This window comes from Bradyrhizobium sp. T-12 (genome assembly GCF_058314695.1).
Window position 1 is genome coordinate 3,315,798 of record NZ_CM177756.1, and the last position, 20,028, is coordinate 3,335,825.

General features: G+C 65.4%; 14 protein-coding genes and 2 tRNA genes. 8 read left to right on the forward strand and 8 right to left on the reverse strand.

The features are described from left to right. Positions 1 to 92 precede the first annotated feature (92 nt). The gene (locus AC0WRY_RS15570) at positions 93 to 1,592 is read left to right on the forward strand and encodes an NAD(P)H-hydrate dehydratase (protein ID WP_491123328.1); all 1,500 of its coding nucleotides are present in this window, start codon (positions 93 to 95) and stop codon (positions 1,590 to 1,592) included. Positions 1,593 to 1,596: 4 nt separating this feature from the next. Here the strand turns inward: AC0WRY_RS15570 and AC0WRY_RS15575 are convergent, their stop codons facing one another. Further along, positions 1,597 to 2,913: a multicopper oxidase domain-containing protein gene (locus AC0WRY_RS15575; protein WP_491123329.1), complete on the reverse strand. Its 1,317-nt coding sequence runs from the start codon at positions 2,911 to 2,913 to the stop codon at positions 1,597 to 1,599. Between the two features lie 154 nt (positions 2,914 to 3,067). Here AC0WRY_RS15575 and AC0WRY_RS15580 point away from each other — a divergent pair. The 6 genes from AC0WRY_RS15580 (at position 3,068) to AC0WRY_RS15605 (ending at position 10,587) form a co-directional block, all read left to right on the forward strand. After that, a tRNA-Leu gene (locus AC0WRY_RS15580) sits at positions 3,068 to 3,152 on the forward strand. A gap of 175 nt (positions 3,153 to 3,327) precedes the next feature. Beyond that, positions 3,328 to 4,689: a trigger factor gene (gene tig, locus AC0WRY_RS15585; protein ID WP_194407825.1), complete on the forward strand. Its 1,362-nt coding sequence runs from the start codon at positions 3,328 to 3,330 to the stop codon at positions 4,687 to 4,689. 280 nt (positions 4,690 to 4,969) lie between these two features. Beyond that, a complete protein-coding gene (locus AC0WRY_RS15590) occupies positions 4,970 to 5,605 on the forward strand; it encodes an ATP-dependent Clp protease proteolytic subunit (RefSeq protein ID WP_063194797.1) in 636 nt (211 codons plus the stop codon). Between the two features lie 457 nt (positions 5,606 to 6,062). Next, a complete protein-coding gene (gene clpX / locus AC0WRY_RS15595; protein WP_018320118.1) occupies positions 6,063 to 7,334 on the forward strand; it encodes an ATP-dependent Clp protease ATP-binding subunit ClpX in 1,272 nt (423 codons plus the stop codon). 323 nt (positions 7,335 to 7,657) lie between these two features. Further along, on the forward strand, positions 7,658 to 10,081 hold the full coding sequence (gene lon / locus AC0WRY_RS15600; protein ID WP_491123330.1) for an endopeptidase La: 2,424 nt from the start codon (positions 7,658 to 7,660) through the stop codon (positions 10,079 to 10,081). 101 nt (positions 10,082 to 10,182) lie between these two features. Continuing rightward, positions 10,183 to 10,587, forward strand: coding sequence for a GFA family protein (locus tag AC0WRY_RS15605; protein ID WP_194407827.1), 405 nt, complete (start codon positions 10,183 to 10,185; stop codon positions 10,585 to 10,587). A gap of 51 nt (positions 10,588 to 10,638) precedes the next feature. Here the strand turns inward: AC0WRY_RS15605 and AC0WRY_RS15610 are convergent. The 3 genes from AC0WRY_RS15610 to AC0WRY_RS15620 all read right to left on the reverse strand — a co-directional run bounded on the left by AC0WRY_RS15610 (position 10,639) and on the right by AC0WRY_RS15620 (position 12,529). Further along, positions 10,639 to 10,715: transfer RNA gene (locus AC0WRY_RS15610), tRNA-Val, on the reverse strand. Positions 10,716 to 10,935: 220 nt separating this feature from the next. After that, complete coding sequence (locus AC0WRY_RS15615) at positions 10,936 to 11,292, reverse strand: hypothetical protein (RefSeq protein WP_491123331.1); 357 nt, start codon at positions 11,290 to 11,292, stop codon at positions 10,936 to 10,938. Positions 11,293 to 11,440: 148 nt separating this feature from the next. Continuing rightward, positions 11,441 to 12,529, reverse strand: coding sequence for an acyltransferase family protein (locus tag AC0WRY_RS15620; RefSeq protein ID WP_194407829.1), 1,089 nt, complete (start codon positions 12,527 to 12,529; stop codon positions 11,441 to 11,443). A 168-nt stretch (positions 12,530 to 12,697) separates the two neighbouring features. On the opposite strand from AC0WRY_RS15620, the gene AC0WRY_RS15625 reads away from it, so the two are divergent. Continuing rightward, positions 12,698 to 13,558 (forward strand): class I SAM-dependent methyltransferase, encoded by an 861-nt coding sequence (locus tag AC0WRY_RS15625; protein ID WP_194407830.1) that lies wholly within the window; start codon positions 12,698 to 12,700, stop codon positions 13,556 to 13,558. A gap of 34 nt (positions 13,559 to 13,592) precedes the next feature. On the opposite strand, the gene AC0WRY_RS15630 is transcribed toward AC0WRY_RS15625, so the two are convergent. From AC0WRY_RS15630 to ihpA, 4 genes are read right to left on the reverse strand one after another with little or no spacing between them, the layout of a single operon-like run. Next, positions 13,593 to 14,573, reverse strand: coding sequence for a cation diffusion facilitator family transporter (locus tag AC0WRY_RS15630; RefSeq protein ID WP_491123332.1), 981 nt, complete (start codon positions 14,571 to 14,573; stop codon positions 13,593 to 13,595). Between the two features lie 2 nt (positions 14,574 to 14,575). Continuing rightward, a complete protein-coding gene (locus AC0WRY_RS15635) occupies positions 14,576 to 17,794 on the reverse strand; it encodes an efflux RND transporter permease subunit (RefSeq protein ID WP_491123333.1) in 3,219 nt (1,072 codons plus the stop codon). Then, positions 17,787 to 18,755 (reverse strand): divalent metal ion exporter adaptor subunit IhpB, encoded by a 969-nt coding sequence (ihpB, locus tag AC0WRY_RS15640; protein ID WP_491123334.1) that lies wholly within the window; start codon positions 18,753 to 18,755, stop codon positions 17,787 to 17,789. Before ihpB ends, AC0WRY_RS15635 begins: the two co-directional genes overlap by 8 nt. Continuing rightward, a complete protein-coding gene (gene ihpA / locus AC0WRY_RS15645) occupies positions 18,752 to 20,026 on the reverse strand; it encodes a divalent metal ion exporter subunit IhpA (RefSeq protein ID WP_491123335.1) in 1,275 nt (424 codons plus the stop codon). Before ihpA ends, ihpB begins: the two co-directional genes overlap by 4 nt. Positions 20,027 to 20,028: the final 2 nt, after the last annotated feature.

The window sequence follows — 20,028 nt, forward strand, 5'->3', positions numbered from 1 at the left end:
AAACGGTTCAATATGTGTGCAGATCCTTGTTCCCCGCGTCGGATCGGCGCGGAAGATGCCTGTTGAAAAGGCGATTCTACTAGGGAAGTGGCATGGAAGTTCTGACCAACGCCGAAATGCAGCGCGCGGACCAGCTCGCCATCGCGGCCGGCACCCCCGGCTTCAAGCTGATGCTGAGCGCGGGCCAGGCGGTCGCGGAGGCCGCCCAGGCGCTGGTGGAGGAGGGGCCGATCCTGATCGTGGCCGGTTCCGGCAACAATGGCGGTGACGGTTTTGTCGCAGCCGCCGAGCTCGCCGCCCAGGGACGGGAGGTCTCGGTGATCGCCATGTGCGAGCGCGAGCAGCTCCAGGGCGATGCGGCCTCCGCCGCGCGCGGCTGGAAGCACCCGCTGCTCCCGTTCAATCCGCAGGCGATCGGAAAGCCTGCGCTGATCATCGACGCGCTGTTCGGCGCGGGCCTCAGCCGGCCCGTTGAGGGCGAGGCGCGCGCGATGATCGAGGCGATCAACGCCAACGGCGCCCCGGTGCTCGCCATCGACCTGCCGAGCGGCATCAACGGCACCAGCGCGGCCGTGATGGGCGCGGCGGTGAATGCCGCCGAGACCGTCACCTTCTTTCGCAAGAAGCCGGCGCACTTGCTGCTGCCGGGCCGGATGCATTGCGGCCGCGTGCGCGTCGCAGACATCGGCATCGACGCGCAGGTGCTGGACGAGATCGCGCCGCAGACCTTCGAGAACGATCCGGAGGTCTGGGGCGCCGCCTTTCCGATACCGCGCATCGATGGCCACAAATACGCGCGAGGGCACGTGCTGGCCATCTCGGGCGATGCCGCGGCAACCGGGGCGGCGCGGCTCGCCGCGCGCGGCGCGCTGCGGGCAGGGGCGGGCCTCGTGACGCTGGCGAGCCCGCGCGATGCACTCGCGATCAACGCGGCTGCGCTGACGGCGGTGATGGTTCGCCCCGTCGACACCGTGGTCGAGTTCGGCGAGCTGCTCGGCGACAAGCGCTACGGCACCTGCATCATCGGCCCCGGCGCGGGCATCGGTGAGCGCACTTGCGATCTCGTCCACACCGCGCTGAGCGCGCAGCGCCACCTGGTGCTCGATGCCGATGCGCTGACGAGCTTTGCTGCAACCCCCGAGCGCCTGTTCGAATCGATCAAGTCCTCAGGTGACAACGCGGTGGTGCTGACGCCGCATGAAGGCGAGTTTCCGCGCCTGTTCTCCGACCTCAGCAACAAATTTCCGGGCCGTTCCAAGCTGGAGCGTGTGCGCGCTGCCGCCGAGCGCTCCGGCGCCGTCGTGCTCCTGAAGGGGCCGGACACCACGATCGCCGCCCCCGATGGCCGCGCCACCATTGCCGCCAATGCGCCGCCCTGGCTCGCCACCGCCGGCGCCGGCGACGTCCTCTGCGGCATCATTGCCGGCCTGCTCGCGCAGGGCGTGCCGGCGTTCGAAGCCGCCAGCATCGGCGTCTGGATGCACGGCGAGGCGGCACGCGAAGCCGGGCCGGGACTGATTGCGGAGGACCTCACCGAGACGCTGCCAGCCGTGCACCGGCGGATCTATGACGCGCTGGGGGTGGAGTACTGAGCACTCACTCCACCGCGTACCACCGCACCAGCCGTGGTGCGGCCCAGTCGGTGGCGACGGATTCGAGCAGCCAGCGGCCGGGCGCGGTCGCCGCGAAGGCGATGCGGTGGGTCTGGCCGGGTTCGATCGCGAGCGTGTCGAGCCAGTAGGGCTTCCAGCCATCGTCGAGCTTGTCGAGCAGCCGGAAGGGGAGACCGTGCAGATGAAAGACGGTCGTGACGGGGGCGGGGTTCTTCAGGGCGAGCACGACGGTGCGGCCAGTCCTGGCCCGGAAGACGGGGGCGGAAGCGGTGGAGAAATTCACAGGCCGCGCCCAGCCGGCGTCGGGGGGCCCGAGCGCGACATCGAACCGCAGGGCGCCTCTCAAGTCGAGCCTCTCGGGAAGGTCGTTCGACGGGAGCGGCTGCGGCGGCGCCAGCGGAACGCGCCGCTCCAGCTGGTCCGAGATCTTGAGGCTGCCGATCGGTTGCGCCGCCTTGCCGTCATGCAGCACGAACTGGGCTGATGCCGCCGCATCCACGACGGCGTCGGCGCGTGCGCCGGGCGCCAGCACTAGGGCGCCATTGCGCGCCGAAAACGGCTCGGCCGGCTGTCCGTCCAGGGCCAGCACGCGGACGTCGTAGCCTTCCAATTTGATAGCGAGAACAGTGCGTTGAGAGCCGTTGATAAAGCGCAGCCGCAGCCGTTGATGGCCCGAGGCTGAGAGTTCGAATGAAGTCTGCCCGTTGACCGTATAGAGCGGTGTCGCGTCCTTCGGGTCCTGGCCCGGTGGGACAGCGGTGCCATCCGGCCTCAGGCGCCATTCCTCGATCAAAAGCACTTCGTCGCGGTCGGCGGCAACCGGGCTGGTCTCGGCTGCGATGACCGGAAGCGGGCGCGCGGGATGCTTCAGGCCATCCTCGAACAGGCGGAAGTCGGCCAGCAAGGTTCCGGCGTTAGACACTGAAATAATTGACGTTTCGACCGCATTCGGTGGGGCGGGCGCGCGCCCCCGCAGCGGGTCGGTCGTCACGGGGCCGTTGAGGCCGTACCAGACTGGCGCAAGTGGCACAGGAAGGTCGTTCTGAAACACCACTTCGCAACGGTCGCCACGCCTCAGACGGACGTCCCGGAGATGGCTTGCGGCGGCCAGCTCCCAGATCGGTGTAGCCGGCTGTCCTGGTTTGAGAGACAGGGTGGACGCCCTTGCCTGAAGGGCGAGCTGGGCGGTCACAGGCGGGGTTGCCCCGCCCACCATCGCACCGGCTGCGGACGCTCCAAGCCCGGCCAGAAGTCCGGCCAGAACCTCGCGCCGATCGGGGTGAAAGATCCGCGGTTTCATGAGGCAATCCGGACCACGCCGCGCTGGATAAGTCCAGCCGCCGTGCCTACTTCAAGCCTGCCTCCATCAGGCCATTTTTTTGCTGCGAACAGTCAGGCACATGCTATAAGCCCGGCCGCCCGCGGCATCGCGGCCGGTCTTGATGCAACTTCACGCGGGCGTGGCGGAACTGGTAGACGCGCTGGATTTAGGTTCCAGTGACGAAAGTTGTGGGGGTTCGAGTCCCTCCGCCCGCACCAAGCGCTTATCGCGTTTGCACGGATTACGAGGGCCTGCTTTCGCGCGGATGTCTGTCCGCTGGGAGCCGGTCCGATTGAAGCACCGGCGCTGAGGCGTTTGCCTTGCGCCGGATCGATTAATGACAGCGTCCCGACGCATGCGCGCCGGGACCGAACGAGAAGAAGATTGGACGCCATGCAGGTCACAGAGACCCTCTCGGAAGGTTTGAAGCACGAGTTCAAGATCAGCGTTCCCGCGTCTGATCTCGACGCCAAGGCCGGCGCCAAGCTCGTCGACCTCAAGGACAAGGTCCGTATCAACGGCTTCCGTCCCGGCAAGGTGCCGGTCGCTCACCTGAAGAAGGTCTACGGCCGCTCGGTAATGGCCGAGACCATCGACCAGACCATCCGCGACACCAATACGCAGCTGTTCTCCGAGCGCGGCTTCCGCCTTGCGACCGAGCCGAAGATCACCATGCCGAGCGAGCAGGCCGAGGTCGAGGAGCTCCTCAGCGGCAAGACCGACCTGACCTACACGGTCGCGATCGAGGTCGTGCCGTCGATCGCGCTCGCCGACTTCAAGACCTTCGAGGTCGAGAAGCCCGTCGCCGACGTCACCGACGCCGACGTCGACGAGGCCATCAAGCGCATCGCCGATACCAACCGCACCTTTGCCGACAAGGGCGAGGGCGCCAAGGCCGCCTCGGGTGACCGCGTCACCATCAACTTCAAGGGCAGCATCAACGGCGAGGTCTTCGAGGGCGGCACCGGCGAGGGCATCCAGGTCGCCATCGGCTCCAACACCTTCATTCCCGGCTTCGAGGAGCAGCTGATCGGCATCGGCGCGGGCGAGACCCGCACGCTGAAAGTGTCGTTCCCGAAGAACTACATGAACGAGAAGCTCGCCGGCCAGCCGGCCGAGTTCGAGACCACCGCGACGCTGATCGAGGCGCCGCAGGACCTCGCGATCGACGACGAGTTCGCCAAGACGCTCGGCCTCGAATCGCTGGACAAGCTGAAGGAAGCCGCGCGCGAGCGTCTGGTCGCCGAGTTTGCCGGTGCAACGCGCCAGCGCGTCAAGCGCGCCTTGCTCGACCGCCTCGACGAAGCGCATCGCTTCGAGGCACCGCCCTCGCTGGTCGACGAAGAGTTCAATCTGATGTGGAACTCGGTCAAGGCCGAGATGGATTCCGCCGGCAAGACCTTCGCCGACGAGGACACCACCGAGGACAAGGCCAAGGAAGAGTACCGCAAGATCGCCGACCGCCGCGTGCGGCTTGGCCTCGTGCTGTCCGAGATCGGCGAGAAGAACAAGATCACGGTGACCGACGATGAGGTCGGCCGCGCCGTGATCGAGCGCGCGCGCTCGATGCCGGGCCGCGAGAAGGAGGTCTGGGACTATTACCGCAGCAATGCCCAGGCGTTGGCCCAGCTCCGTGCACCGATCTATGAGGACAAGGTCGTCGACTTCATCCTCGAACTCGCCAACGTGACCGAGAAGAAGGTCTCCCGCGAGGACCTCTACAAGGACGACGAGGCGGAAAAGACCGCAGCCTAAGAGGTTGAGTCAGCCATCCATTAAGAATGATCTGCGAAGAGGCCCAGCTAGCCAGATGGCCGGCTGGGCCTCTTTGTGCGAATCAGCTTCAACTGCCCGACGGATTAAGCCTTAATGCGCTCCGCACTTGTCAGAAGCGAATTGGGCTATATCTGTCGATACGCCTTCTACCTCTACCCAAGTTCCTGCATCACACGACGTCCACTCGCCCTTCCGGCAAATCCAGCCAAGCTGGCAAGCCTTCCCGGCGATGTCCGTCTCCGAAAACCCTAGGTGACTCATGCGCGATCCGGTTGAAACCTACATGAACCTCGTGCCCATGGTGGTCGAGCAGACCAACCGTGGCGAGCGCGCCTACGACATCTTCTCGCGCCTCCTGAAGGAACGCATCATCTTCCTGACCGGGCCGGTCGAGGACGGCATGTCGACGCTGGTCGTCGCCCAGCTCTTGTTCCTCGAGGCGGAAAATCCGAAGAAGGAAATCTCGATGTACATCAACTCGCCGGGTGGCGTGGTGACGTCGGGGCTTGCGATCTACGACACCATGCAGTTCATTCGTCCGCCGGTCTCGACGCTGTGCACGGGGCAGGCCGCCTCGATGGGCTCGCTGCTGCTCGCCGCCGGCGAGAAAGACATGCGCTTCTCGCTGCCGAACGCGCGCATCATGGTGCACCAGCCCTCCGGCGGCTTCCAGGGCCAGGCCACCGACATCATGCTGCACGCCCAGGAAATCCTGAACCTGAAGAAGCGGCTCAACGAGATCTACGTCAAGCACACCGGCCAGACCTACAAGGCGATCGAGGACGCGCTGGAGCGCGACAAGTTCCTGACTGCGAACGACGCCAAGGAGTTCGGCCTGGTCGACAAGGTCATCGACAAGCGTGCTGAGGAGCCGGCAGCCGCGAAGACCCAGTAACACTACTGGGGTGGACGGCGATCTCTCGGCAAGGCCCTGGGACCGCCGGTTACCTTTCAGGTTGCGTTCACGCTATGGACGCGTGTGCGCATCGCAAAACGCAGTTTTGCGCCCTGCGACAGGCAGAAAGTTCCGCTTTCGTGCTTGTTTTTCGTGGCAATCCAGCAACGCCGCGGTGATTTCGGTCACTTCGCCCGTGCCAAGACCGGAAATCACGGTATTGTCACGGGTAGCCGGCGACCCCCGATTAGCGAATTCTTGATAGTCGGGTGACAGCATGGTTGGCTACGAATGATCGGCTATGATCGCGGAGAATCGAGCGACCGTGATTCGCACGGGATGTAATGCGTAGGGTCTTTTTTGGTACGGAATTTGCTCTACTTAAGCTTCATGCCGGCCATCGTGTCGGAATGGAGCGATCGAGCGGAACGGGATCGAACCGCGGACGGAGACATGAATGAGTAAGGTCGGCACGAGCGACTCCAAGAACACGCTATATTGCTCGTTCTGCGGCAAGAGCCAGCACGAAGTCCGCAAACTGATCGCGGGTCCCACGGTCTTCATCTGCGACGAGTGCGTCGAGCTCTGCATGGACATCATCCGCGAGGAGAACAAGTCCTCGCTGGTCAAGTCGCGCGACGGCATTCCGACGCCGAAGGAAATATGCAAGGTCCTGGACGATTACGTCATCGGCCAGAGCCATGCGAAGAAGGTCCTGTCGGTCGCGGTGCACAATCACTACAAGCGCCTCAACCACCAGACCAAGCACAACGACGTCGAGCTCGCGAAGTCGAACATCCTGCTGATCGGTCCGACCGGCTCGGGCAAGACGCTGCTCGCGCAGACGCTCGCCCGCATCCTGGACGTGCCGTTCACCATGGCGGATGCGACGACGCTGACCGAGGCTGGCTATGTCGGTGAGGACGTCGAGAACATCATCCTGAAACTGCTCCAGGCCGCCGACTACAATGTCGAGCGGGCCCAGCGCGGCATCGTCTACATCGACGAAATCGACAAGATCAGCCGCAAGTCCGACAATCCCTCGATCACGCGCGACGTGTCGGGTGAGGGCGTGCAGCAGGCGCTGCTCAAGATCATGGAAGGCACGGTGGCTTCGGTCCCGCCGCAGGGCGGCCGCAAGCATCCGCAGCAGGAATTCCTGCAGGTGGACACCACCAACATCCTGTTCATCTGCGGCGGCGCGTTCGCCGGCCTCGAGAAGATCATCTCCGCGCGCGGACGGTCGACCTCGATCGGTTTCGCCGCCCAGGTGATGGCGCCGGAAGACCGCCGGACCGGCGAGATCTTCCGTCACGTCGAGCCTGAGGACCTCCTGAAGTACGGCCTCATCCCCGAGTTCGTCGGCCGTCTGCCCGTCGTGGCGACGCTGGAGGACCTCGACGAGACCTCGCTGAAGAAGATCCTGACCGAGCCGAAGAACGCGCTGGTGAAACAGTACCAGCGGCTGTTCGAGATGGAGAACATCGAGCTGACGTTCGCCGACGAGGCGCTTGGCGCGGTCGCCCGCAAGGCGATCGAGCGCAAGACTGGTGCGCGCGGACTGCGCTCGATCCTCGAAGCCATCCTGCTCGAGACCATGTTCGACCTGCCGGGCCTGGAAGGTGTGGAAGAAGTCGTGATTTCCCGCGAAGTCGTGGAAGGAACGGCACGTCCGCTCTACATCTACGCCGATCGGTCCGATCGCGCCGTCGAGAACGCCAGCGCCTGATCCGGCGGCGCTGGAACGCTCCAATCGTACCTGCAAATTGGGCTGCGGATCATATCTCCGCAGCCGGTGTTGCGTCGCTTACCGCGTTGCGTAAGCGCCTGATGGCGCGCGTCTTTCAATGACTTGACACCCCCCGGGTCGATAGCCACCTAATGTCGGCGGCGAGCGAAAATTCTCTTCCAGATTCGCCTCAGTTCCGATCCGGCGAGCCGGTCCAACTCGAAAGGGACCGATCGGTCTTGCGGATCACCTCGGCACCTTGTGGCGGTTGCGCGTGAGCGGAGCGGACTGCGTGCAGGGGGGCAAAGCAAAAGGAAAAGGCCATGACTAATCCAAAACCCAGGCCAACCATCGTCCATGGCGAAACGCACGCCTATCCCGTGTTGCCGCTGCGCGACATCGTCGTCTTCCCGCACATGATCGTTCCGCTCTTCGTCGGCCGCGAGAAGTCGATCCGTGCGCTCGAAGAGGTGATGAAGAACGATGCGCTGATCATGCTCGCGACGCAGAAGAACGCGTCCGACGACGATCCGGCGCCCGATGCCATTTACGAGACCGGTACGCTCGCCAGCGTGCTGCAGCTCTTGAAGCTCCCTGACGGCACCGTGAAGGTGCTGGTCGAAGGGCTCGAGCGTGCGCGCGTGCAGAAATACACCGATCGCGCCGACTATTACGAAGCGACCGCGATTGCGCTCGCCGACACCGACGCGAAGTCGGTCGAGGCCGAGGCCATGGCGCGCTCGGTCGTGTCCGATTTCGAGAGCTATGTGAAGCTCAACAAGAAGATCTCGGCCGAGGTCGTCGGCGTCGTGCAGGCGATCACCGATTTCGCCAAGCTCGCCGACACCGTTGCCTCGCATCTCGCCGTCAAGATCGCGGACCGCCAGGGCATCCTGGAGACGCTGTCGGTCACCGCGCGCCTGGAGAAGGTGCTGGGCCTGATGGAGAGCGAGATCTCGGTGCTGCAGGTCGAGAAGCGCATACGCTCGCGCGTCAAGCGCCAGATGGAGAAGACCCAGCGCGAGTATTATCTCAACGAGCAGATGAAGGCGATCCAGAAGGAACTCGGCGACGACGACGGTCGCGACGAGCTCGCCGATCTCGAAGAGAAGATCTCCAAGACCAAGCTCTCCAAGGAAGCGCGCGAGAAGGCGCAGCATGAATTGAAGAAGCTGCGCCAGATGTCGCCGATGTCCGCGGAAGCGACCGTCGTGCGCAACTATCTGGATTGGCTGCTGTCGATCCCGTGGAACAAGAAGTCCAAGGTGAAGAAGGATCTGGAGCAGGCGCAAGCCATCCTGGATTCCGATCACTATGGGCTGGAGAAGGTCAAGGAGCGCATCGTCGAGTATCTCGCGGTGCAGTCGCGCGCCAACAAGCTGACGGGCCCGATCCTGTGCCTCGTCGGGCCTCCCGGCGTCGGCAAGACCTCGCTCGGCAAGTCCATCGCGAAGGCGACGGGGCGCGAGTTCGTGCGCGTCTCGCTCGGCGGCGTGCGTGACGAGGCCGAGATCCGCGGTCACCGCCGCACCTATATCGGCTCGATGCCGGGCAAGATCATCCAGTCGATGCGGAAGGCGAAGTCGTCCAACCCCCTGTTCCTGCTCGACGAGATCGACAAGATGGGCGCCGATTTCCGCGGCGACCCGTCCTCCGCCTTGCTCGAGGTTCTCGACCCCGAGCAGAACGGGACGTTCAACGACCACTATCTCGAGGTCGACTACGATCTGTCCAACGTGATGTTCATCACGACCGCGAATACGCTCAATATTCCGGGCCCGTTGATGGACCGCATGGAGATCATCCGGATCGCGGGCTACACCGAGAACGAGAAGGTCGAGATCGCGCGCAAGCACCTGATCCCGAACGCGGTGTCCAAGCATGGCCTGGACTCCAAGGAGTTCTCGATCGACGACGACGCGCTGCTGCTTCTGATCCGCCGCTACACCCGCGAAGCGGGCGTGCGTAACCTGGAGCGTGAGCTCTCCACACTCGCCCGCAAGGCGGTGAAGGAGCTGATGATCTCCAAGAAGAAGTCGGTCAAGGTCACCGAGAAGACTCTGGAAGAGCTGCTCGGCGTGCCGAAGTACCGCTTCGGCGAGATCGAGAGCGAGCCGCAGGTTGGCATCGTCACCGGCCTGGCCTGGACCGATGTCGGCGGCGAGCTGCTGACGATCGAAGGCGTCATGATGCCCGGCAAGGGCAAGATGACGGTCACGGGCAATCTGCGCGACGTGATGAAGGAGTCGATCTCCGCGGCGGCGTCCTATGTCCGCTCGCGCGCGATCAACTACGGCATCGAGCCGCCGATGTTCGACCGCCGCGATATCCACGTGCACGTGCCGGAAGGTGCGACGCCGAAGGACGGTCCGTCGGCGGGCGTCGCGATGGCCACCGCGATCATCTCGGTCATGACCGGCATCCCGGTCCGCCACGATGTCGCGATGACCGGCGAGATCACGCTGCGCGGCCGCGTGCTGCCGATCGGCGGCCTGAAGGAGAAGCTGCTGGCTGCGGCCCGCGGCGGCATCAAGACGGTGCTGATCCCCGAGGACAACGCCAAGGATCTCACGGAGATTTCCGATGCGATCAAGGGCGGCATGGAGATCATTCCGGTCTCCCGCCTCGACGACGTCGTCGTCAAGGCGCTGGTCAAGAAGCCGACGCCGATCGTCTGGGAAGAGGACACCAAGGTGACGGTGAAGCCTGACGGCGACGAAGCCGCCGGCGGCCTGACCGCTCACTAGGCCATCGCAAAAGATGATAAGACGGCGCCTTCGGGCGCCGTTTTTGTTTTGGGGCAAGGCATGCCAGTGGAGAAGGCATGGCGGTGGAGGGGGAGAGGGCGATGCAGATCGACGGGCAATGCCATTGCGGCAAGATCACCTATCAGGCCGAGGTCGACCCCGAGGCCGTGTCGGTGTGCCACTGCACTGACTGCCAGACCCTGACCGGCTCGCCGTTCCGGGTGACCGCGATCTGCGGCGCGGCGGACGTCAAGCTCACTGCCGGCACGCCAAAAATCTACGGCAAGCGCGGCGACAACGGCCGGATGCGCTTCCAGCACTTCTGCGCCGACTGCGGTTCCCCGCTGTTCACCAGCGGCGAGGGCGAGGCGGCCGATGATTGGGGCATCCGCTGGGGCTCCATCCGCCAGCGCGACAAGCTGCGGCCTGTCAGGCAGATCTGGTGCCGGTCGGCGGCGGTGTGGATCGACGCGGTGCCGCTGCTGCCGGGAAGGCCAGGGGATTGAGATGGCGCGGGCCTGGCCTGCCGAGCCGTAGCCCGCGAAGCGAGCGAAGGCTGGTGGGCGGTCACGGATTCGAACCGCGGACCCTCTCGGTGTAAACGAGATGCTCTAACCAGCTGAGCTAACCGCCCCACGGCGCCTCTTTACCGCCTTGGTGGGTGCCGGAGCAAGGGCCGAGCGCCGCCCCAAATCGCAGTTTGGTCCGAGGTTTTTCGCCAGGCACGAGCAGCCCTGCAACGGGCTCCGCTGCAGGGCACGCTCGGTCATCGCGTGAATCCCGGATCCGGCCGGTGGTCCATCTGCCGTGCTCGCGGGCGCTGCGACCTCTCGGCCGGGAACCCCGCCTGATTGTCAGGCTGTCTTGGTGAACATCGTCAGGACGCCGTCGGCGATGTTAATCGCGACGACTTGAGACGAGCTCAGGCCCTTGGCCTTGAGGACCGAGGCTGCCTGCGGCGTGGCGTCGATGGACTGCCGAAGCGACTGGATGTCCTTGTCGCTCGTGTGCGCTACCAGCTCATCGACTTTCGCGCGCACCGCCGGCTGCAATTCCTTGACGTCGACGACCTCGATGCTTCGGATCACCGTGCTGGACTGAGCGGAGGGCTGTTCCGTGCCGGCTTGCGGCGATGCTCCCTGTGCCTGCACGAGAGCAGGTGTTCCGAGCGAGAGAGCTGCAACGACGACGGATGCGGTAAATCTGCGCATGGGCATGCCTTTTCCAGTTTGAGGAATGGCAAAACCTATCGGCGAAATCTGGTTGGCATCTGATTCCGATGTGGCCGTTCGGTGAAACCAATGCGGCCGCAATGCGCAGAGGCGAGCCGCGCTGCGTCGCCGCTTGCCGGCGCCAAAGCTATCGTGCTGCCAAGTCCTGCTGAAGGTCCTGCCGGGCGACCTCGCCCGGGGCAGCGCCGGCGGGATGTTGGACCGCTGGCTTAGATTGACCAAGCCAGGCGAGCGGATTGGTCAGGAAGCGGGTCAGCGGCTTGATGGTGGGTTTTTCGACCAGCACGTAGACCATCCAGGCGATCGCAGCGAGAAACGCGGGAAGGACGAACGCGCGGATCAGCATGTCGCCCGTGGAGTCACGGCCCACATGCGCCCAACGCAGGATCATCATCCCGACGTCCTGATGGATCAAATAGAGCGGATAGCTGATGACGCCGATGAAGGCGAGGGCGCGACAGGCGCGCGGCAAGACGTGGTCGTAGCGCACGGCAAGATAGACGGCGGCCGTGCCGGACCACAGCAGCAGCGACCGGTACATCTCGATCGGGACGGACGGCTGCTTGACGTTGAATTTCAGGTGATAGAGCTCGACGGAGAATGCCACGAGAATTCCCGCGATCGCCTCGCCAGTGCGTCCCCTGACGAGGGCCGCGACGCTCATGCCGGCGATGAAGAACGGGAAGAAATCGTTGGAGGTGTAATATTCGGTGCTGGTCGTCAGGGTCCGGAAGATGGTCACTGCACACAGCAATGCCAGCAGGCGATGCTTGAGGCCCAATGCCATCATCAGAAAGCAGAAGACGTAGAACTGAAATTCGATCTGCAATGACCAATAGGCGCCGTCAGGCAGGTTATAGTTCACCTGCAGGACGTTGAGCGTCGGAAGCGCGATCAGCGTGTAGACGTAATGGACCCATTTCAGCCCGCGGCCGGGCTCGACCAACTCGGGCGCGAGAATCTTGAACAGCGTCGTCAGGAAGCCGCAGACGATCAGCGCGGGCAGCAGGCGGCCAAGCCTCTTGGCGTAGAAATGCCACGCCGTTTGCGACGTCTCGACGCTGAACGCGATGCAATAGCCGCTGATGATGAAGAACAGCAGGACGCCGAACGTGCCCCGGTTGAAAGCCTGCATCGGGACGAAGTGGTACAGCAGCACCCAGATGATGGAGATGGCGCGCAGGCAATCGACGCCGACCGATCGTTCCGATTTCAACGCCTTTCTCCTCTCCGGGCGACTTAACACAGCGCCTTACGGTTGTGTCAACTTGGCGCGCATCGGGCGGCCGTTCCGGCGCCCGGCTGAAATCGGCCTTGCGGCGGGCAACGACATGCGGATAAGCCTTTTGGGCAGAACGGGATCGGTACTTTTGCGGAGAGCTTGATGCAACAACCCAGCGGACACGAGCAGAACGCCGATCAGATCGCCTATTGGAACGGGCCGAGCGGACAACGCTGGGCGGATCGCCACGCGGCCCAGGAGAGCCTGCTCGGCCCCATCGCCGACGTGCTGATCGACCGCGCCAGGTTGAAGCCCGGCGAGCGTGTTCTCGACGTCGGCTGCGGCTCCGGCGCGACGACGTTTGCGTTCGCGAAGGCGGTGGCGCCCGACGGTTTTGCGCTCGGCCTCGACGTGTCCGAGCCGATGCTGTCCCAGGCGCGCGCGTTCGCGCCAAAAGGCCTGCCGCTCGATTTCGTGCTGGCGGACGCGACGGTCCATCCGTTCGAGCCGGCAAGCTTCGATCTGCTCGCCTCGCGCTTCGGCGTGATGTTCTTCGCCGATCCCGTCGCGTCCTTCACCAATCTCCGCCGTGCGCTGAAGCCGTCAGGACGGCTCACCTTCGCGTGCTGGCGCGAGCCGAAAGAGAATCCGTGGATGATGGCGCCGCTGATGGCGGTGTACAAACACGTGCCCAAGATGCCGCCGGTCGGGCCGGAGGAGCCGGGTCCGTTCGCCTTCGCCTCGGAGGAGCGCGTGATGCGCATCCTCGAGGGAGCCGGCTTCACCGCCGTAGCGATGGAGCCGCACAATCTTGCGATGGACGTCGCCATCGGCGGCGGTCTCGATGCCGCGGTGGACGGCGCGCTCCAGATCGGCCCGGCCAGCCGTGCGCTGCAGGGCCATCCGCCGGAAACCTACGCGGCGGCCAAAGCCTCAATCCGCGACATGCTCACGCCGTTTCTGAAGGGGCAGAGCGTGGCGTTGCAGGGTGCGATCTGGATCGTGACGGCGAAGGCGGGGTAGGGCTGCTTCGCGAGGCTGGTGCAGCAACGGGCCCTCACACCACATCATCGGGGGCCAGTGCACAGCCATTGTCCGGATGCGTCTCGATCTGGAGCGTGGTGTGGCCGATGCGGAAGGATGTCTTCAGGAGCTGCGCCGTCTCCATCAGGAATGCGTCGGCGGTGCCGGCGTGCATCACGAGGTGGCAGGTCAGCGCCGTCTCGGTGGTGGAGATCGGCCAGACGTGGAGATCGTGGATGGCGGATACGCCGGGCCGCGCCAGCAAAAATGCCCTGATCGCGGCAAGGTCCGTCCCTTTGGGCGCGGCCGCCATCGACATGTCGATGGAGCCGCGCAAGAGGCTGGTGGTGCTCCAGAGGATGGTTAAGCAGATGACGAGGCTGGTGACGGGATCGAGCCAGAGCCAGCCGGTCCAGATGATCAGCGCGGCCGAGACGACGACGCCGAGCGATACCGCGGCGTCAGCAGCCATGTGCAGATAGGCGCCCTCGATATTGATGTCGTCCTTGCGCCCGCGCGCGAACAGCATCGCGGTGAAGCCGTTGATGAGGATGCCGATGCCGGCGACCACCATCACGGTGACGCCTGCGACCGGCTCCGGCTGGCGCAGGCGCAGGATCGCCTCCCAGCCGATGGCGCCGGTCGCGACCAGCAGGAACACCGCATTGGCCAGCGCGGCCAGGATGGTGGAGGCGCGGAAGCCGTAGGTGAAGCGGCCGCTCGGCGCGCGGCGCGCCGCGATCGAGGCGCCCCAGGCCACGACCAGGCCGAGCACGTCGGACAAATTATGGCCGGCATCGGCAAGCAGGGCGGTGGAGTTGCCGAGATAGCCGTAAATTGCCTCGGCCACGACCAGCGCGGTGTTGAGCGTGATGCCGACCGCGAACGCCTTGCCGAAATTGGCGGGGGCATGGACATGTGCATGGCCGTGCCCATGACCATGGTCGTGGCCATGATCATGCGAATGGCCGGCATGCTCATGGTGGTGATGACCGTGATGGTCGTGGCCGCCCAATTCTAGCGCTCCCCGGAAGTCGCCAAATCAGGCGCCATTGTAGGCGTTTCGCTCGTCCCGTCACGACGGAACAGCACGTAGAGCGCCGGCAGCACCAGCAATGTCAGCACCGTCGAGGAGATGATTCCGCCGATCACCACGGTCGCCAGCGGCCGCTGCACCTCGGCGCCCGCGCCGGTGGCAAGCGCCATCGGCACGAAGCCGAGCGAGGCGACCAGCGCCGTCATCAGCACTGGGCGCAGCCGCGTCAGCGCGCCCTCGCGCACGGCCTCCACGAGGGGGCGCCCCTCGCTGCGCAGCCGCTCGATGAAGGCGATGATGACGAGGCCGTTGAGCACGGCGACGCCCGACAGCGCGATGAAGCCGACGCCTGCGCTGATGGAGAGCGGAATGCCGCGCAGCAGCAGCGCCGCGACGCCGCCGGTCAGCGCCAGCGGCACGCCGGAGAACACCAGCGCCGCATCCGCCGTCGATCCCATGCCCATGAACAGCAGCAGGAACACCAGCAGCAGTGCCACCGGCACCACGATGGTCAGCCGCTTGGTCGCCGAGACCAGCTGCTCGAACTGGCCGCCCCAACCGATCCAATAGCCCGGCGGCAGCTTGACCTTCTCGGCCACCGCGGCCTCGGCCTCGGCCACGAAGGAGCCGAGGTCGCGCGCGCGGACATTGGCGGAGACGACGATGCGCCGCTTGCCGTTCTCGCGGCTGATCTGGTTGGGACCGGGCGTCGCATCGACGGTGGCAACCGACGACAGCGGCACATAACGCATCTGGGCGAGGGGCGAGGCGGGCAGGGCCGTCCGGATCGGCGTGCCAGTGGCGGCGTCCTCGCGGGGCGGCAGCGGGATCGGAATCGCCCTGATAGCCTCGAGATTGCCGCGCAGGTGCTCCGGCAGGCGCACCACGATATCGAAGCGGCGGTCGCCCTCGAACAGCTTTCCGGCCGACTTGCCGCCGACGGCGATCTCGACGATGCCTTGCACCTCGGCGACACTGAGGCCGTAGCGGGCGAGCGCCTGACGGTCGAGGCGGACGGTGAGGATCGGCAGCCCCGCGACCTGCTCGATCTTGACGTCGCTGGCGCCGCGGATGCCGCGGATCGCGGCCTCGACCTGCTTGGCGGCGCCTTGCAGGATGTCGAGGTCATCGCCGAAGACCTTGACGCCGACATCGCTGCGCACGCCCGAGATCAGCTCGTTGACGCGAAACTGGATCGGCTGGGAGAGTTCGTAGGCGCTGCCGGGAATGTCGTCGGCGGCCTTGTCGATGGCCTCGATCACCTCCGATTTCGGCTTGTGCGGATCGGGCCATTCGCTGCGCGGCTTCAGCATGATGTAGCCGTCGGTCTGCGCCGGCGACATCGGGTCGGTCGCGATCTCGGCGGTGCCGATGCGGGTGAAGAACTCCTTGACCTCCGGGACCTGCATGATGCGCTTTTCCAGCGCCTTCTGCAGATCGAGCGATTGCGTGAGGCTGGTGCCGGGAATCCGGATCGAGGCCAGGGCGACGTCGCCTTCGTCCAGGCTCGGAATGAATTCGCCGCCCATCCGTGCGGCGGCAACGCCGCTTGCGATCACGATGAGGACCGCCATGATGGCCACCGCGCCCCGGTTGTCGATGGCAAAACGGAGCAGCGGCAGATAGGCGCGCTTCGCCATCCGCATGAACAGGTTTTCGTGCTCGGACACTTTGCCGGTGACGAAGATGGCGACGGCGGCCGGCACGAAGGTAATGGAGAACAGCACGGCAGCGCCGAGCGCCATCAGCACGGTCAGCGCCATCGGCGTGAACATCTTGCCCTCGACGCCGGTCAGCGTCAGCACGGGCAGATAGACCACCGCGATGATCAGCGTGCCGAACAGGCTCGGCTTGATCACCTCGCGCGCGCCGCGCAGGATCGCGCGCAGCCGCTCGTTTGTCGTGAGCAGGCCGCCTTTCTCGCGTTGCGCCGCCGCCAGCATGCGCAGGCAATTCTCGACGATGATCACCGCGCCGTCGACGATGATGCCGAAATCGATCGCGCCCAGGCTCATCAGGTTCGCGCTGACTTTTGTCTCGACCATGCCGGTGATGGTCATCGCCATGGACAGCGGAATGACGCAGGCCACCACCAGCGCCGCGCGGATGTTGCCGAGGATCAGGAACAGCACGGCCACCACCAGGGCCGCGCCTTCCAGCAGGTTGTTCTTGACGGTACGGATGGTGGCTTCGACGAGGTCCGTGCGGTCGTAGACGGTCCGCGTCACGACGCCTTCGGGCAGCGATTTGGCGATGTCCTCGAGCCGGGCCGCGACGCGGCGCGCCACGGTGCGGCTGTTTTCGCCGATCAGCAGCATGGCGGTTCCGAGCACGGTCTCCTCGCCATCGTATGTCGCAGCGCCCGTGCGCAAATCGCGACCCTCGGTGACTACAGCGACGTCCCTGATCCTGACGGGATTGCCGCCGCGCGAGCCGATCACGACGTCCCGGATTTCACTGAGATTGCCGACCTGGCCCGGCGAGCGGACGAGATATTGCTCGCCGTTGCGCTCGATATAGCCGGCGCCGACATTGGCGTTGTTGGCGGCGAGCGCCGTCATCACGTCGCGGAAGCCGAGGCGGTAGGCCATCAGCTTGCCGGGATCGGGGAGCACGTGGAATTGCCGCTCGAAGCCGCCGATGGTGTTGATCTCGATCACGCCGGGCACGTTGCGAAGCTGCGGCTTGATGATCCAGTCCTGCACGGTGCGCAGATCGGTCAGCGAATAGTCGTGGCCGCTCTGCGTCTTCGCGCCCGCCTTGGCCTCGACGGTGTACATGAAGATCTCGCCGAGCCCGGTCGAGACCGGGCCCATCGCGACCTCGACGCCGGCAGGGAGTTGGTCCTTCACCTGCTGGATGCGTTCGCCGACCAGCTGGCGGGCGAAAAAGATGTCGGTGCCGTCCTTGAAGACGACCGTTACCTGGCTGAGGCCGTAGCGGGACAGCGAGCGGCTGTAGTCGAGTTTCGGCAGGCCGCCCATCGCGGTTTCGACCGGGAAGGTGATGCGCTGCTCGGTCTCCAGCGGCGAATAGCCGGGCGCGCGGGTGTTGATCTGGACCTGGATGTTGGTGATGTCAGGCACCGCATCGATCGGCAGGCGCTGGAAGTTCCAGGCTCCGAAGGCAATGGCGCCAAGCGCGAGCAGGAGGACTAGCCAGCGCTGGGCAAGCGAGACGGCGATGAGGCGCTCAATCATGCTCGGCCTCGCCCTTACCCATCTCCGCCTTCACGACAAAGCTGTTCTCGGCGACGTAATGCTCGCCGGCGGAAAGACCTGCCTTGATCTCGACATGACGCGGATCGGAATCGCCAAGCTCCACCGGGCGCGCCTCGATCTTGTCGCCGTCCTCGCGGACGAACACGATGGTCCGGTTCTCCAGCGTCTGGATCGCGCTTCGGCGCACGGCGACCGCGACGTTGCGGGCGGCGAGGATCAACCGCGCGGTGACGAACAGGCCGGGCCGCAGCCGCCCGTCCGGATTTTGCAGCACCACACGCGCCAATGCGGTCTGGGTCTCGCTCGAGCCGATCGGCGCCATGTAGGAGATGGTGCCCTTGATCTCGCCGCGGCCGTCGTCGGGATCGATCAGCACCTCGTCGTTGAGGCGCACGCGCCTGAGATCCTGCCGATAGATCGACAGATCGACCCAGATGGTGGAGAGATCGGCGACGACGAAGGCCGGCTTCTGTTCGGAGGCGTATTCGCCGAGCGAGATCTGCCGCTCGATGATGGTGCCGGCAATAGGCGCCTTCAGCTCGTAGACCGTGAGGCTCTGGTTGCTCTCGATCGCGGCCAACAGATCGTCCTTGGCGACCTTGTCGCCGATGCGCTTCTGGATCGATTTGGCAAGGCCGGGAAAGCGCGGCGTCACCTGCACCACGGCCTCCTGGTTGGCGCGCAGAATGCCGTTGAAGGCGAGCGTGTCGGTCAGCGTGGCGCTCGCAGCCTCCGCCAGCACCACGCCCGCGGCTGCCAGCTTGACGTCGGAGATGCGGATGCGGTCGGCGCCGTGCTCGTCCTGCTCGACATGGTCGTTCGGTTTCTTCGGTTCGGAATGCTCGCTGTGCGCAGGCTTGTCCGGCGCCAGCAGGGAGGTGCCGTAAGCGCCGAGCGCGGCGGCAATGATGGCTACGAGAATGGTGGAGGAATTCTTCATCGTGCGCTCTCCCGCGCCAGCGTGAAGGGATTGCCGACGAGGCCTTCGATGGTCGCAACGCCGGCATGGAAATTCTGGAGGGCCTCCTGCTCGCGCAACCGCGCCTGGGTGACGCTGGCCTGGGCATCGAGCACCTCGAGCAGAGTGAAGCGGCCCTGGCCGTAGCCTTGCGAGATGGCCTCGGACGCCTCGACGGCCTTGGGGATCGCGGTCTCACGCAGCACCGCGAGCTCGCACAGCGATCCCTGCAGCGAGTCGTAGGCGCGGCCGGCAATCACAATCAGCGTGTTGCGGTTGGCATCGCGCTCGGCTTTGGTCTTGGCGAGGCTTTCCTGCGCCGAGAGGATATTGCCCTGGTTCTGGTCGAACACGGGGATCGGCACCGAGACGGTGAGGCGCGCCGCGTCGTCATTGGTCTCGTTGAAATGGCGCCAGCCGGCCGCGATCCGCACGTCCGGATAGGGCTTGAGCCGCGCCAGCAGCAGCTCGGCATTGCGCTGGGCAAAGACCGCGGTCCAGCGCACCAGCTGCGGATTGGCGTCGATGGCGGCGACGACGGACTGGAACGTCGGCGGCTTGCCCATGGTGTCGAGCCGGCCGGAGACCTCGCCGAATTTCGCGGACGGATTGCCCATCAGCACGGCCAGCTCGCGCCGGGCGCTCGCCAGGGTCGCCTTGAAGCGTTCGCGGTCGGCCTTCACCAGGGCGGAGGCGACCTCGGCGCGGCCGGTCTCGGCCGGGGAGGAGGCGCCGGCCTCGACGCGGCGGCGCAAGAGCGGCGTCAGGCGGTCGATGGCGGTGATCTGCTCATCGAGGATCTGGATGCGGCGCTGCGCGCCGAGCACACTGAGGAAGGCGATCGCGGTCTCCGACAGCACCTCCAGCCTGACGGCCTTGCGCTGGATCGCGGCGACTTCGACACCGGCCGCTCCGGCCGCGATCCGCGCGTCGCGCTTGCCGAACAGCTCGAAGGCCTGGCTGATCTGGAGGGTGGTCTCGGCCGATCGGGTCCCGCGATATTTGCCGGAGCCGAATGAATCGTCCTGCTCGTAGGTCAGTTCCGGATTGAGCAGCGCGCCGGCCTGGATGCGCTGGCCCGTGGCGATGCCGACGTCGCGCTCGGCCGCCGTCAGGCGCGGGCTCGCGGCCAGCGCGCGCGACAGCGCGCTTCGCATCGTCAAAGTCTGGGCGTACGACGGTGCAAGCGCCGATCCTGCAATCAGACACGCCGCCGCGCACGCCAGGCGCGCGGCCATTCCCCTGCGAAACATGA

Bases quoted from the DNA above. Each gene is read 5' to 3' on its own strand.
- AC0WRY_RS15570 (WP_491123328.1), top strand. From the start codon at position 93: ATGGAAGTTCTGACCAACGCCGAAATGCAGCGCGCGGACCAGCTCGCC.
- AC0WRY_RS15575 (WP_491123329.1), bottom strand. From the start codon at position 2,913: ATGAAACCGCGGATCTTTCACCCCGATCGGCGCGAGGTTCTGGCCGGA.
- tig (WP_194407825.1), top strand. From the start codon at position 3,328: ATGCAGGTCACAGAGACCCTCTCGGAAGGTTTGAAGCACGAGTTCAAG.
- AC0WRY_RS15590 (WP_063194797.1), top strand. From the start codon at position 4,970: ATGCGCGATCCGGTTGAAACCTACATGAACCTCGTGCCCATGGTGGTC.
- clpX (WP_018320118.1), top strand. From the start codon at position 6,063: ATGAGTAAGGTCGGCACGAGCGACTCCAAGAACACGCTATATTGCTCG.
- lon (WP_491123330.1), top strand. From the start codon at position 7,658: ATGACTAATCCAAAACCCAGGCCAACCATCGTCCATGGCGAAACGCAC.
- AC0WRY_RS15605 (WP_194407827.1), top strand. From the start codon at position 10,183: ATGCAGATCGACGGGCAATGCCATTGCGGCAAGATCACCTATCAGGCC.
- AC0WRY_RS15615 (WP_491123331.1), bottom strand. From the start codon at position 11,292: ATGCGCAGATTTACCGCATCCGTCGTCGTTGCAGCTCTCTCGCTCGGA.
- AC0WRY_RS15625 (WP_194407830.1), top strand. From the start codon at position 12,698: ATGCAACAACCCAGCGGACACGAGCAGAACGCCGATCAGATCGCCTAT.
- AC0WRY_RS15635 (WP_491123333.1), bottom strand. From the start codon at position 17,794: ATGATTGAGCGCCTCATCGCCGTCTCGCTTGCCCAGCGCTGGCTAGTC.
- ihpB (WP_491123334.1), bottom strand. From the start codon at position 18,755: ATGAAGAATTCCTCCACCATTCTCGTAGCCATCATTGCCGCCGCGCTC.
- ihpA (WP_491123335.1), bottom strand. From the start codon at position 20,026: ATGTTTCGCAGGGGAATGGCCGCGCGCCTGGCGTGCGCGGCGGCGTGT.